This window comes from Neorhizobium fuzhouense, assembly GCF_042611105.1.
Taxonomy (GTDB): domain Bacteria; phylum Pseudomonadota; class Alphaproteobacteria; order Rhizobiales; family Rhizobiaceae; genus Neorhizobium; species Neorhizobium galegae_A.
This window is the reverse complement of record NZ_JBHFFP010000026.1, coordinates 3,118-17,205: the sequence shown is the minus strand read 5'-3', so window position 1 is coordinate 17,205 and position 14,088 is coordinate 3,118. Positions and strand designations below refer to the sequence as shown.

At 59.7% G+C, this 14,088-nt stretch carries 10 protein-coding genes, 1 tRNA gene and 1 pseudogene; 11 read left to right on the top strand and 1 reads right to left on the bottom strand.

Going from position 1 to position 14,088, the window contains the following annotated elements; translation table 11 throughout:
* The 10 genes from ACEXP3_RS24310 to rpoC form a co-directional block, all read left to right on the top strand.
* Window positions 1-159, top strand: a 159-nt coding sequence (locus ACEXP3_RS24310) for an EF-Tu C-terminal domain-related protein (protein WP_508436202.1), incomplete at its 5' end; no start/stop codon positions are given.
* Between the two features lie 529 nt (window positions 160-688).
* Window positions 689-764: transfer RNA gene (locus ACEXP3_RS24305), tRNA-Trp, on the top strand.
* Window positions 765-957: 193 nt separating this feature from the next.
* Complete coding sequence (gene secE, locus ACEXP3_RS24300; RefSeq protein ID WP_377299754.1) at window positions 958-1,158, top strand: preprotein translocase subunit SecE; 201 nt, start codon at window positions 958-960, stop codon at window positions 1,156-1,158.
* A gap of 16 nt (window positions 1,159-1,174) precedes the next feature.
* Window positions 1,175-1,705: a transcription termination/antitermination protein NusG gene (gene nusG, locus ACEXP3_RS24295; RefSeq protein WP_210102784.1), complete on the top strand. Its 531-nt coding sequence runs from the start codon at window positions 1,175-1,177 to the stop codon at window positions 1,703-1,705.
* A 148-nt stretch (window positions 1,706-1,853) separates the two neighbouring features.
* A complete protein-coding gene (gene rplK, locus ACEXP3_RS24290; RefSeq protein WP_210102783.1) occupies window positions 1,854-2,285 on the top strand; it encodes a 50S ribosomal protein L11 in 432 nt (143 codons plus the stop codon).
* Window positions 2,286-2,287: 2 nt separating this feature from the next.
* On the top strand, window positions 2,288-2,983 hold the full coding sequence (gene rplA / locus ACEXP3_RS24285) for a 50S ribosomal protein L1 (RefSeq protein WP_210102782.1): 696 nt from the start codon (window positions 2,288-2,290) through the stop codon (window positions 2,981-2,983).
* Window positions 2,984-3,324: 341 nt separating this feature from the next.
* On the top strand, window positions 3,325-3,843 hold the full coding sequence (gene rplJ, locus ACEXP3_RS24280) for a 50S ribosomal protein L10 (RefSeq protein ID WP_006728784.1): 519 nt from the start codon (window positions 3,325-3,327) through the stop codon (window positions 3,841-3,843).
* 69 nt (window positions 3,844-3,912) lie between these two features.
* Window positions 3,913-4,287, top strand: a complete 375-nt coding sequence (gene rplL, locus ACEXP3_RS24275) for a 50S ribosomal protein L7/L12 (protein ID WP_210102781.1) — start codon at window positions 3,913-3,915, stop codon at window positions 4,285-4,287.
* A gap of 255 nt (window positions 4,288-4,542) precedes the next feature.
* Window positions 4,543-8,682, top strand: coding sequence for a DNA-directed RNA polymerase subunit beta (gene rpoB / locus ACEXP3_RS24270; RefSeq protein ID WP_377299753.1), 4,140 nt, complete (start codon window positions 4,543-4,545; stop codon window positions 8,680-8,682).
* Window positions 8,683-8,865: 183 nt separating this feature from the next.
* On the top strand, window positions 8,866-13,077 hold the full coding sequence (gene rpoC, locus ACEXP3_RS24265) for a DNA-directed RNA polymerase subunit beta' (RefSeq protein ID WP_377299752.1): 4,212 nt from the start codon (window positions 8,866-8,868) through the stop codon (window positions 13,075-13,077).
* Window positions 13,078-13,225: 148 nt separating this feature from the next.
* Here rpoC and ACEXP3_RS24260 read toward each other — a convergent pair whose 3' ends face one another.
* Window positions 13,226-13,519 (bottom strand): transcriptional regulator, encoded by a 294-nt coding sequence (locus tag ACEXP3_RS24260; RefSeq protein WP_210102778.1) that lies wholly within the window; start codon window positions 13,517-13,519, stop codon window positions 13,226-13,228.
* 489 nt (window positions 13,520-14,008) lie between these two features.
* Here ACEXP3_RS24260 and ACEXP3_RS24255 point away from each other — a divergent pair.
* A pseudogene (locus ACEXP3_RS24255) lies at window positions 14,009-14,088 on the top strand (30S ribosomal protein S12); the annotation flags it as partial.

The following is a 14,088-nucleotide window of genomic DNA, read 5'->3' as shown; positions in this document are numbered from 1 at the left end:
TCGCTTCCGGAAGGCACGGAAATGGTTATGCCGGGCGACAACGTCACGGTTGCCGTTGAACTGATCGTTCCGATCGCTATGGAAGAAAAGCTGCGCTTCGCAATCCGCGAAGGCGGCCGCACCGTCGGCGCCGGCATCGTCGCCTCGATCATCGAGTAATTTTCTCCCGCAAGGGATGAAGAGGAGCCTCGCCGGCAACGGCGGGGCTCTTTTTGTATGTCTGCCGAAGAATGATTCGATGAGGGCGGCACGGATGATGAAAGTCTGGCAGGAGCGAATCGCAAAAATCGCCTGCGCGCTGATTCTCGCCAGCCTGAGTGTTGCGGTTGCGCCGGACGCTGAGGCGGCGTGTCCGGAGCCGCCTGCCTGCCGCGGATGCGGGTGCAAGGGCGGACCCGGTTACCGCGGGCCGGACGGTCGCTGCGTCGGTTACAAGGATCTCGACAAGGTCTTTGGCACCGCGCCACATGGCTTGTGCCGCTTCGAGAATGCGCCGGGAGCCGGTCTCAACCGTGAATGCTCCGGAGCGCCCGTAGCAGCTGCCCGAAGCCGTTGAACACCACATTCCAGCTGTACAGAAAGTGCAGCAAATTTAACAAAGCCCCTTGCCAAGCCGACAGTCCCATCTTAAAGAGCGCCATGTCTTCGAAAGGGGCGGCCGGCATCGGCGAGTTCTCTTGCGACGAATAGGGGTATAGCTCAGTTGGTAGAGCGGCGGTCTCCAAAACCGCAGGTCGTCGGTTCAAGCCCGGCTGCCCCTGCCACTTTTCCAGGCGCGCGACATGAACATTCATTGGCGCGTCGCAGGAGGGCAGGCCGGCCCATATCGGCAAATTGCATGGATGCCGTTTTTGCCCTTGTGAAAGGGGAGAGCTGTGTTTATGTAGGGTACAAACAGACACGCGGTGCGTGGGGCTGAAGCAGTTCAGCTTGCGCGCCGTAATTGCGTGGGCAGTCATGGCATCCAAAACGAATCCATTCGCGTTTCTGCAGCAGGTTCGCGCTGAAACGGCAAAAGTTACCTGGCCTTCCCGTCGTGAGACGATGATCTCCACGGCCATGGTGCTTGTGATGGTGGTTTTTGCCGCGCTGTTCTTTTTTGCGGCGGACCAGCTGATCGGCTGGATCATCCGGCTCGTGCTGAGCATCAGCGCTTAAATTTGTGGAGATGAAGATGGCGGCACGTTGGTACATCGTCCACGCATATTCGAATTTCGAGAAGAAGGTTGCCGAGGATATCGAACATAAGGCTCGCCAGAAGGGGCTTGAGCATCTGTTCGAAAAGATCCTGGTGCCGACGGAGAAGGTTGTCGAAGTTCGCCGCGGCCGCAAGGTCGATGCCGAGCGCAAGTTTTTCCCGGGCTACGTGCTGGTGCGCGCCAACCTGACGGATGAGGCCTATCACCTCATCAAGAATACGCCGAAGGTGACCGGGTTCCTCGGATCCGACAACAAGCCGGTTCCGATCCCGGATTTCGAAGCCGACCGCATCCTGGGCCAGGTCCAGGAAGGTGTCGAGCGGCCGAAGTCCTCGATCTCGTTCGAGATCGGCGAGCAGGTCCGCGTGTCCGACGGGCCGTTCGCTTCGTTCAACGGCATTGTTCAGGATGTCGACGAGGAGCGTTCGCGCCTCAAGGTGGAAGTGTCGATCTTCGGTCGCGCAACGCCGGTCGAACTGGAATACGCTCAGGTCGAGAAGGTCTGAGGCGACACGGGAAGGTGACTTCCCGACCCCGCGTGGGAGGATGACGGTCTTTTAAGCCGGACCGACCAGACGCACCACGCAACCGCAGCCGCCGGCATCGTCCGGCATATCTGGACCGGGCAACCGGTTCTCACTGAAAGGCAGAGAAATGGCTAAAAAAGTAGCAGGCCAGCTCAAGCTCCAGGTCAAGGCAGGATCGGCCAACCCGTCCCCGCCGATCGGCCCGGCCCTTGGTCAGCGCGGCATCAACATCATGGAATTCTGCAAGGCGTTCAACGCCGCCACGCAGGAAATGGAAAAGGGTATGCCGATCCCGGTCGTCATCACCTATTACCAGGACAAGTCCTTCACGTTTGCGATGAAGCAGCCGCCGGTTACCTACTGGCTGAAGAAGGAAGCGAAGATCACGTCCGGTTCCAAGACCCCCGGCAAGGGCGGCAAGGCCGGCTCCATCACCAAGGCTCAGGTGCGCACGATCGCCGAAGCCAAGATGAAGGATCTCAATGCTGCCGACATCGAAGGCGCAATGCTGATGGTTGAGGGCTCTGCCCGCTCCATGGGCCTGGAAGTGGTGGCTTGATCATGGCAAAGCTTGCAAAGCGTATTCAGAAGGGCCGTGAAGGCATCGATCCCACCAAGCTGATTGCTCTTTCCGATGCAATCGCACTGGTCAAGGACCGTGCAACGGCCAAGTTCGACGAAACCGTCGAAATCGCCATGAACCTCGGCGTCGATCCGCGTCACGCAGACCAGATGGTTCGCGGCGTGGTCAACCTGCCGAACGGCACCGGCCGTGACGTTCGCGTCGCCGTCTTCGCCCGTGGCGCCAAGGCTGATGAAGCCAAGGCTGCCGGTGCAGACATCGTTGGCGCCGAAGACCTTTTGGAAATCGTCCAGGGCGGCAAGATCGACTTCGATCGCTGCATCGCGACCCCAGACATGATGCCGCTCGTCGGTCGTCTTGGTAAGGTTCTCGGTCCGCGTGGCATGATGCCGAACCCGAAGGTCGGTACCGTGACCATGGACGTCGCCGGTGCCGTCAAGGCTTCCAAGGGCGGCGCAGTCGAGTTCCGCGTCGAGAAGGCTGGTATCATCCATGCCGGTATCGGCAAGGCTTCCTTCGACGCCAAGGCTCTGGAAGAAAACATCAAGGCATTCGCCGACGCCGTCATCAAGGCGAAGCCGGCCGGTGCCAAGGGCAACTACCTGAAGCGCGTCGCGCTGTCCTCGACCATGGGTCCGGGCGTGCGCGTCGAGCCTTCGACGGTAACGGCCTGATTTTCAATTGAGCAGGGCATCTGCCTCTGCTCCGAACAGTTTCCGGCCTTTCGGGGCCGGAAATGCCCGGTGTCAAAACCAGGCACTCCTGTCCGAGATTGCGGGCGGCCTCACGGCCTTAATAGTCGCCTGCATGAGACGGGTAAGATCCGGTATTTAAACGTCTGATGACGTCTTGAAGTTCGGTTCGAGCCTTATTCGCCTTGCGGTTGGATTTTTGGTCCACCCGGAGGGGACAGGATCCTCAAGCGTCGCTTGGGATCTGTAACAGGGATCCCTTGAGGCAAAGGCAAACCCGGTGGGGCCTGCAGGATTGCGGTCCCATCAACTGGAGACAGACAGTGGAAAGAGCGGAAAAACGCGAATTCGTCACGGAGCTGAACGAAGTCTTCAAGGCTTCCGGTTCGGTTGTCGTGGCCCACTATGCTGGTGTCACAGTTGCGCAGATGAACGACTTCCGTTCGAAAATGCGCGCTGCTGGCGGCACCGTCAAAGTCGCGAAGAACCGCCTGGCCAAGATCGCTCTTCAGGGCACGGAAGCCGAAGGGATCACCGATCTCTTCAAGGGTCAGACGCTGATTGCATTCAGCAATGATCCGATTGTGGCTCCGAAGGTCGTCATGGATTTCGCCAAGACCAACGACAAGATCGTCGTTCTGGGCGGTGCCATGGGAACAACCACGTTGTCCGCCGATGCAGTCAAGTCGCTTGCGACCCTGCCTTCGCTGGACGAACTGCGTGCAAAGCTGCTGGGCATGATTCAGACCCCGGCAACCCGCATCGCAGGCGTTGTGGCAGCACCGGCAGCTCAGCTTGCCCGCGTGTTTGCGGCCTATGCAAAGAAGGACGAAGCCGCGTAAGGCGGTTTTTCGCTGTTCATACCCTAACCCGTTCGTTTCGAACCGAACATCTATTAAGGAAGTTGTAAAATGGCTGATCTCGCAAAGATCGTTGAAGACCTCTCCGCTCTGACGGTTCTGGAAGCTGCTGAGCTTTCCAAGCTGCTCGAAGAAAAGTGGGGCGTTTCGGCTGCTGCACCGGTAGCCGTTGCTGCTGCTGGCGGCGCTGCTGCTGCACCGGTCGAAGAAGAAAAGACCGAATTCGACGTGATCCTGGTTGACGCTGGCGCCAACAAGATCAACGTCATCAAGGAAGTCCGCGCCATCACCGGTCTCGGCCTCAAGGAAGCCAAGGACCTCGTCGAAGGCGCTCCGAAGGCTGTCAAGGAAGCTGTTTCCAAGGCTGAAGCTGCTGACCTCAAGAAGAAGCTCGAAGACGCCGGCGCCAAGGTCGACGTCAAGTAATATCGAAATGCGATGGGGGAGGGCTTGTCAGCCCTCTCCCGTTGTCCATTTCACCGGAACTGATTACCCAAAAGCCCGTGAAACGGCTTTTGGGTAATGGGTTCTTCAAGAGGATGGTTTCTCCTCGACGCAGACGGCAATCCGGCCGGTGCTTCGAGAGCGGAAACGAGATTGAACAACTCATGATCGACGGGGTCGACTGGCCATCGCACACCGTCCGTTGCAGGCCCGGATGCAATTTTTGAAGGAGCGACGATGGCTCAGACCCTTTCGTTCAATGGTCGTAGGCGCGTACGCAAGTTTTTCGGCAAAATTCCAGAAGTCACAGAAATGCCGAACCTCATCGAGGTTCAGAAGGCATCTTACGACCAGTTCCTCATGGTCGAAGAACCCGCCGGCGGTCGCCCCGATGAGGGGCTTAACGCCGTTTTCCGTTCCGTGTTCCCGATCACGGATTTCTCCGGCGCTTCGATGCTGGAATTCGTGTCCTACGAATTCGAGCCGCCGAAGTTCGACGTCGAGGAATGCCGTCAGCGCGATCTGACCTACGCTGCGCCGCTGAAGGTGACGCTGCGCCTCATCGTGTTCGATATCGACGAGGATACGGGCGCGAAGTCCATCAAGGACATCAAGGAACAGTCCGTCTACATGGGCGACATGCCGCTCATGACCGACAATGGCACGTTCATCGTCAACGGCACCGAGCGCGTTATCGTCTCGCAGATGCACCGGTCCCCGGGCGTCTTCTTCGACCATGACAAGGGCAAGAGCCATTCCTCGGGCAAGCTTCTGTTTGCTGCCCGCGTCATCCCCTATCGCGGTTCCTGGCTCGATATCGAATTCGACGCCAAGGACATCGTCTATGCGCGTATCGACCGTCGCCGCAAGATCCCGGCCACTTCGCTGCTGATGGCGCTTGGCATGGACGGCGAAGAAATCCTGTCGACCTTCTATTCGAAGGCTGTCTACGTGCGCGACGGCAATGGCTGGCGCGTTCCGTTCCAGCCCGATACGCTGAAGGGCGCCAAGACGCTGTCGGAAATGGTGGATGCCGATACCGGCGAAGTGGTTGTCGAATCCGGCAAGAAGCTGACCCCGCGCCTGCTGCGCCAGCTCGTCGACAAGGGCCTGAAGGCCCTGAAGGCCTCCAACGAAGACCTCTACGGCAACTTCCTCGCCGAAGATCTGGTCAACATGGAGACCGGCGAAATCTACATGGAAGCCGGCGAGGAAATCGACGAGAAGAATCTGCCGAAGATTCTTGAAGTCGGCTTCGACGAGATCCCGATCCTGGGCATCGACCACATCAATGTCGGCGCCTATATCCGCAACACGCTGTCTGTGGACAAGAACGAGAACCGTCAGGACGCTCTGTTCGACATCTATCGCGTGATGCGTCCGGGTGAACCGCCGACCATGGAATCGGCCGAAGCCATGTTCAATTCGCTGTTCTTCGACAGCGAACGCTATGATCTGTCGGCTGTTGGCCGCGTCAAGATGAACATGCGCCTCGACCTCGACGTGGCCGACACCGTGCGGACGCTCCGCAAGGACGACATCCTGGCCGTGGTCAAGATGCTGGTCGAACTGCGCGACGGCAAGGGCGAAATCGACGACATCGACAACCTCGGCAACCGCCGTGTTCGCTCGGTTGGTGAATTGATGGAGAACCAGTATCGCCTGGGTCTTCTGCGCATGGAACGCGCCATCAAGGAACGCATGTCGTCGATCGAGATCGACACCGTCATGCCGCAGGACCTGATCAACGCCAAGCCGGCCGCCGCTGCCGTTCGCGAATTCTTCGGCTCCTCGCAGCTGTCGCAGTTCATGGACCAGGTGAACCCGCTGTCGGAAATCACCCACAAGCGCCGCCTCTCGGCTCTTGGACCGGGCGGTCTGACCCGCGAGCGCGCAGGCTTTGAAGTCCGCGACGTTCACCCGACCCACTACGGCCGTATCTGCCCGATCGAAACGCCGGAAGGCCCGAACATCGGTCTGATCAACTCGCTGGCCACCTTTGCCCGCGTCAACAAGTACGGCTTCATCGAAAGCCCGTACCGCAAGATCATCGACGGCGTCGTCACCAAGGAAGTGATTTACCTCTCCGCCATGGAAGAGGCAAAATACTACGTGGCGCAGGCCAATGCCGAACTCGACAAGAACGGTTCGTTCGTCGAAGAGTTCGTCGTTTGCCGTCATGCCGGCGAAGTCATGCTGTCGCCGCGCGACACCATCAACCTGATGGACGTTTCGCCGAAGCAGCTGGTCTCTGTTGCCGCCGCTCTGATCCCGTTCCTGGAAAACGACGACGCCAACCGCGCTCTCATGGGCTCGAACATGCAGCGTCAGGCCGTGCCGCTGGTGCGCGCCGAAGCGCCGTTCGTCGGCACGGGCATGGAACCGGTCGTCGCCCGTGACTCCGGTGCTGCCATCGCTGCCCGTCGTGGCGGCGTGGTCGACCAGGTCGACGCGACGCGTATCGTTATCCGCGCCACGGAAGATCTGGATGCCGGCAAGTCCGGCGTCGATATCTACCGCCTGCAGAAGTTCCAGCGTTCCAACCAGAACACCTGCATCAACCAGCGTCCGCTGGTGGCTGTCGGTGACATCCTGAACAAGGGCGACATCATCGCGGACGGTCCCTCGACCGACCTCGGCGACCTGGCTCTCGGCCGCAATGCGCTCGTCGCGTTCATGCCGTGGAACGGCTACAACTACGAAGACTCGATCCTGATGTCGGAACGCATCGTCTCCGACGACGTGTTCACCTCCATCCACATCGAGGAATTCGAAGTGATGGCCCGTGACACCAAGCTTGGTCCGGAAGAAATCACGCGCGACATTCCGAACGTGTCGGAAGAAGCGCTGAAGAACCTCGACGAAGCCGGTATCGTCTACATCGGTGCGGAAGTGGCCCCCGGCGACATCCTCGTCGGCAAGATCACGCCGAAGGGCGAAAGCCCGATGACGCCGGAAGAAAAGCTTCTGCGCGCCATCTTCGGTGAAAAGGCATCCGACGTGCGTGACACGTCCATGCGCATGCCGCCCGGCACCTTCGGCACGATCGTCGAAGTGCGCGTCTTCAACCGCCACGGGGTGGAAAAGGACGAGCGCGCGATGGCCATCGAGCGCGAGGAAATCGAGCGTCTTGCCAAGGACCGTGACGACGAACAGGCAATTCTTGACCGCAACGTCTACGGTCGTCTGGTCGACATGCTGCGAGGCCAGGTTTCGGTTGCCGGTCCGAAGGGCTTCAAGAAGGGCGTCGAGCTGTCCAACGCGGTCGTTTCCGAATATCCGCGTTCGCAGTGGTGGATGTTTGCCGTCGAGGACGAAAAGGTCCAGGGCGAGATCGAAGCCCTGCGTGGCCAGTACGACGAATCCAAGTCGCGCCTTGAACAGCGCTTCATGGATAAGGTCGAGAAGGTCCAGCGCGGCGACGAAATGCCTCCGGGCGTCATGAAGATGGTCAAGGTCTTTGTCGCTGTGAAGCGCAAGATCCAGCCGGGCGACAAGATGGCCGGCCGTCACGGCAACAAGGGCGTTGTGTCGCGCATCGTTCCTGTCGAAGACATGCCGTTCCTGGAAGATGGCACGCATGTGGACATCTGCCTCAACCCGCTCGGCGTGCCTTCGCGCATGAACGTCGGTCAGATCCTCGAAACCCATCTGGCCTGGGCTTGCGCCGGCATGGGCAAGAAGATCGGCCAGATGCTCGAAGACTATCGCAAGACGATGGACATCAGCGAGCTGCGCACCGAACTGACCGAGATCTATGCGTCGGAATCGCATGACGAGGTGAAGCGTTTTGACGACGAGTCGCTCGTGCGTCTGGCTGAAGAAGCCAAGCGCGGCGTTTCGATCGCCACGCCGGTCTTTGATGGTGCGCATGAGGAAGACGTCTCGGCCATGCTCGAAAAGGCAGGCCTGCATTCGTCCGGCCAGTCGGTTCTCTATGATGGCCGTACCGGCGAAGCGTTCGACCGCAAGGTCACCGTGGGCTACATGTACATGATCAAGCTCAACCACTTGGTCGATGACAAGATCCACGCACGCTCCATCGGTCCGTACTCGCTCGTCACCCAGCAGCCGCTCGGCGGCAAGGCACAGTTCGGCGGTCAGCGCTTCGGGGAAATGGAAGTCTGGGCTCTGGAAGCTTACGGCGCTGCCTACACCCTGCAGGAAATGCTGACGGTGAAGTCGGACGACGTGGCCGGCCGTACCAAGGTCTACGAGGCGATCGTGCGCGGCGACGACACGTTCGAAGCGGGCATCCCCGAGAGCTTCAACGTTCTCGTCAAGGAAATGCGCTCGCTCGGCCTCTCTGTCGAGCTGGAGAATTCCAAGCTCGACGCGGCCGACGGATCTGGCCAGCTGCCCGACGCGGCAGAATAAATCGGAAAAGGGCGCGCGCTTTCATGAGCGCGCGCCGTCCCCACCTGCGGCTCCGATTGCAGGGCAGGGGAATTTCGCCGCATTTCGCGGCTATGACCGTTTTAAGCAGCGGATCGGTCCTCCCGGGTCAAACGGACCGATGACGCTCGCAAGCGAGGGCGAGAGCCCCATAAGGAGATAGGCATGAACCAAGAGGTCATGAATCTTTTCAACCCGCAGGTGCCTGCGCAGCACTTCGATTCCATCCGGATTTCGATTGCATCGCCTGAGAAGATTCTCTCCTGGTCCTACGGCGAAATCAAAAAGCCGGAGACCATCAACTACCGCACGTTCAAGCCGGAACGCGACGGCCTGTTCTGCGCGCGCATCTTTGGACCGATCAAGGACTATGAATGCTTGTGCGGCAAGTACAAGCGCATGAAGTACAAGGGCATCATCTGCGAAAAGTGCGGCGTGGAAGTGACGCTGTCGCGCGTTCGCCGTGAGCGCATGGGCCATATCGAGCTTGCAGCCCCCGTTGCCCATATCTGGTTCCTGAAGTCGCTTCCTTCGCGCATCTCGACGCTGCTCGACATGACGCTGAAGGATGTGGAGCGCGTGCTCTACTTCGAAAACTACATCGTGACGGAACCGGGCCTCACCGCGCTCAAGGAAAACCAGCTTCTGTCCGAAGAGGACTACATGCTGGCGATCGACGAGTACGGCGAAGACCAGTTCACCGCAATGATCGGCGCCGAAGCCATCTTCGAGATGCTGGCATCGATGAACCTTGAGAAGCTCGCAGGCGACCTGCGCTCGGATCTGGCCGACACGACGTCGGATCTGAAGCAGAAGAAGCTGATGAAGCGTCTGAAGATCGTCGAGAACTTCATCGAATCCGGCAACAAGCCGGAATGGATGATCATGAAGGTCGTTCCCGTGATTCCGCCGGACCTGCGTCCGCTGGTTCCGCTGGACGGCGGCCGTTTTGCGACGTCCGACCTCAACGACCTCTATCGTCGCGTCATCAACCGTAACAACCGTCTGAAGCGCCTGATCGAACTGCGCGCTCCCGGCATCATCATCCGCAACGAAAAGCGCATGCTGCAGGAATCTGTGGACGCGCTGTTCGACAACGGCCGCCGTGGCCGCGTCATCACTGGCGCCAACAAGCGTCCGCTGAAGTCGCTGTCCGACATGCTGAAGGGCAAGCAGGGCCGCTTCCGCCAGAACCTTCTCGGCAAGCGCGTCGACTATTCCGGCCGCTCGGTCATCGTGACGGGTCCGGAACTGAAGCTGCACCAGTGCGGCCTGCCGAAGAAGATGGCGCTCGAACTGTTCAAGCCGTTCATCTACGCCCGCCTCGACGCCAAGGGTTACTCCTCGACCGTCAAGCAGGCCAAGAAGCTGGTTGAAAAGGAAAAGCCGGAAGTCTGGGATATCCTCGACGAGGTCATCCGCGAGCATCCGGTTCTCTTGAACCGCGCACCGACGCTGCACCGCCTGGGCATCCAGGCCTTCGAACCCACGCTGGTCGAAGGCAAGGCCATCCAGCTGCATCCGCTCGTCTGCACGGCCTTTAACGCCGACTTCGACGGTGACCAGATGGCCGTTCACGTGCCGCTGTCGCTCGAAGCCCAGCTCGAAGCCCGCGTGCTGATGATGTCCACGAACAACATCCTGCACCCGGCAAACGGCGCGCCGATCATCGTTCCGTCGCAGGACATGGTTCTCGGCCTCTACTACCTGTCGATCATGAACCAGAACGAGCCGGGCGAAGGCATGGTTTTCTCCGACATGGGCGAATTGCACCATGCGCTGGAAAACAAGGTCGTCACCCTGCACGCCAAGATTCGTGGCCGTTTCAAGTCGATCGACGAAGAGGGCAAGCCCTACACGAAGATCTTCGAAACGACGCCTGGCCGCATGATCATGGGCGAACTCCTGCCGAAGAACGGCAAGGTTCCCTTCGACATCTGCAACCAGGAAATGACCAAGAAGAACATCTCCAAGATGATCGACACGGTCTACCGTCACTGCGGCCAGAAGGACACGGTCATTTTCTGCGACCGGATCATGCAGCTCGGCTTCACGCATGCCTGCCGCGCCGGCATTTCGTTCGGCAAGGACGACATGATCATCCCGGAAACCAAGGCGAAGATCGTTGGCGACACCGAAACGCTCGTCAAGGAATACGAGCAGCAGTACAATGACGGCCTGATCACTCAGGGCGAAAAGTACAACAAGGTCGTCGATGCCTGGGGCAAGGCGACCGAAAAGGTTGCCGAAGACATGATGGCCCGCATCAAGGCCGTCGAGTTCGATCCGGAAACCGGTCGCCAGAAGCCGATGAACGCGATCTACATGATGTCCCACTCCGGCGCCCGCGGTTCTCCGAACCAGATGCGTCAGCTGGGCGGCATGCGCGGCCTGATGGCAAAGCCGTCGGGTGAAATCATCGAGACGCCGATCATCTCGAACTTCAAGGAAGGCCTGACCGTGAACGAGTACTTCAACTCGACGCACGGTGCCCGTAAGGGTCTCGCAGACACCGCCCTGAAGACCGCGAACTCGGGTTACCTCACCCGTCGTCTTGTCGACGTCGCGCAGGATTGCATCGTCAACCTCGTGGATTGCGGCACCGACAAGGGCCTCACCATGACCGCCATCGTCGATGCCGGTCAGGTCGTTGCCTCCATCGGCGCGCGTGTTCTCGGTCGTACGGCGCTGGATGACATCGATCATCCGGTCACTGGCGAGCGTATCGTTGATGCCGGCAAGATGATCCTCGAGCCCGATGTCATCGAGATCGAAAAGGCTGGTATCCAGTCGATCCGCATCCGTTCGGCTCTGACCTGCGAAGTCCAGACGGGCGTCTGCTCGGTCTGCTACGGTCGCGACCTTGCCCGTGGTACCCCGGTCAACATGGGTGAAGCCGTCGGCGTCATTGCCGCGCAGTCGATCGGTGAGCCGGGCACGCAGCTGACCATGCGTACCTTCCACCTGGGCGGTACGGCAAACGTTGTCGACCAGTCGTTCCTGGAAGCCTCCTACGAGGGTACGATCCAGATTAAGAACCGCAACCTGTTGCGCAATTCCGAAGGCAATCTGATTGCCATGGGCCGCAACCTGGCTGTGACGATCCTGGACGAGCGCGGCGTGGAACGCTCCTCGCAGCGCGTTGCCTACGGTTCGAAGGTGTTCGTGGACGATGGCGACAAGGTCAAGCGCGGCCAGCGTCTGGCCGAGTGGGACCCCTACACGCGTCCGATGCTGACGGAAGTCGAAGGTATCGTGCACTTCGAGGACGTCGTCGACTCGATCTCCGTCACGGAATCGACCGACGAATCCACGGGCATCACCAAGCGTCAGGTTATCGACTGGCGTTCGACCCCGCGTGGCACGGACCTGAAGCCTGCGATCGTCATCAAGGACGCCAGCGGCAACATCCTGAAGCTTGCCCGTGGTGGCGAAGCCCGCTTCATGCTGTCGGTCGATGCCATCCTGTCGGTCGAGCCCGGTCACAAGGTCAGCCAGGGTGACGTTCTTGCGCGTGTTCCGATGGAAAGCGCCAAGACCAAGGACATCACCGGTGGTCTGCCGCGCGTTGCCGAACTGTTCGAAGCCCGCCGTCCGAAGGATCACGCCATCATCGCTGAAATCGATGGTACGATCCGCCTCGGCCGCGACTACAAGAACAAGCGTCGCGTGCTGATCGAGCCGGCGGAAGACGGTGTCGAGCCGGTCGAGTACCTGATCCCGAAGGGCAAACCCTTCCATCTTCAGGACGGCGACTATATCGAAAAGGGTGACTACATCCTCGACGGTAACCCGGCACCGCACGACATCCTGGCGATCAAGGGCGTCGAGGCTCTGGCTTCGTATCTCGTGAACGAAATCCAGGAAGTCTACCGTCTGCAGGGCGTTGTGATCAACGACAAGCACATCGAGGTGATCGTTCGCCAGATGCTGCAGAAGGTCGAGATCACCGACAGTGGTGACAGCCAGTACATCGTCGGCGACAATGTCGACCGCATCGAACTGGATGACAACAACGAGCGCCTGATCGAGGAAGGCAAGAAGCCGGCATACGGCGAACCTGTCCTGCTCGGCATCACCAAGGCCTCGCTGCAGACCCCGTCCTTCATCTCGGCGGCTTCCTTCCAGGAAACCACCAAGGTGCTGACGGAAGCAGCGATCGCCGGCAAGACCGACACGCTGCAGGGCCTGAAGGAAAACGTCATCGTCGGCCGTCTCATCCCGGCCGGTACCGGCGGGACCATGACGCAGATCCGCCGCATTGCGACCTCGCGCGACGAGATGATCCTCGACGAGCGCCGCAAGGGCACCGGCGCCGGCATCGCAACGCCGATGCTGCAGGAACTGTCGGCCACCGACGTTCCGGCGGGCGAATGACATCATCCATCCGGCGCGGATTTTTTCGCGCCGGATGTTTGTCTGCCGCTCGGTTGCGGCAAACAGTTCAAGAAATAAAAAAAGCGCCTGGAGAGATTCGGGCGCTTTTTTGATGTCTGGTTTCGGGGTGTGCGGCGGGTGAGGGCGCCTACTGGAAGCGGATGATCGAGACCTCGCCTTCAAGCGCACCCTGATAGGCTGCGGCATGCGGCTCCTCGACAGGCTCCTCGGTCATGATGCCGATCTGGTCGAGATCCGCCTCGATGAAGCCTTCTTCGGACAGCGCGTTCAGCGCCTCGCGCACCGCGCTGTCGTCATCGGGCGCGCGCAGGAGAATGTGCAATTCGATGCCTTCGCTGTCCTTGGCCTCATAGCCCTTGCCGATGATGATGAAGACCATCGGGGCTTCGTGCTTGTTATCGTTGTCCGGGTCGGTGATCATGACGACATCGTCTCCTGGTGGGAGGGGTGGAACCGACTCAAGGTTTAGCCGGCGGCTGTGGAACTTTACTTAGCGGCTTGCCATGCAAATCCCAGTGGTTAATGATTTTGAGCGCCGCTTTTGCACTGCTGCGTGAGCAGAAAAGCCGCCGAAAGGCCGCAGATGCGGGGCATGCGGGGGCTAATTCCGGATTCGGCCTTGACGCGCGAGGGGTAAAACAGTAAACGGCCCCTCATCGGAAGCGATGTGAGGCTTGCCCGTTTGGATCGACTCGTTCCTGACTTGGCCTCAAACAAGGTTCCAAACGCACGTTGAAGACAGGTATGCTGCACGCATGACGCATCGGAATGCGTCCTCTGCTTTATGTGGTCCTTTCCAGTTCGGAACGGGCCATGTTTTGCGCATGTTGATATGTGTGCCGAGGCCGGAGACGGCGACCACACGGGCCCCAAAAGGGTCTTGAGACAAGATTTTGCAAGGGATGGGTATATGCCTACCGTAAACCAGCTGATCCGCAAGCCGCGCCAGGCACAGGTCAAGCGCAACAAGGTGCCTGCTCTGCAGGAAAA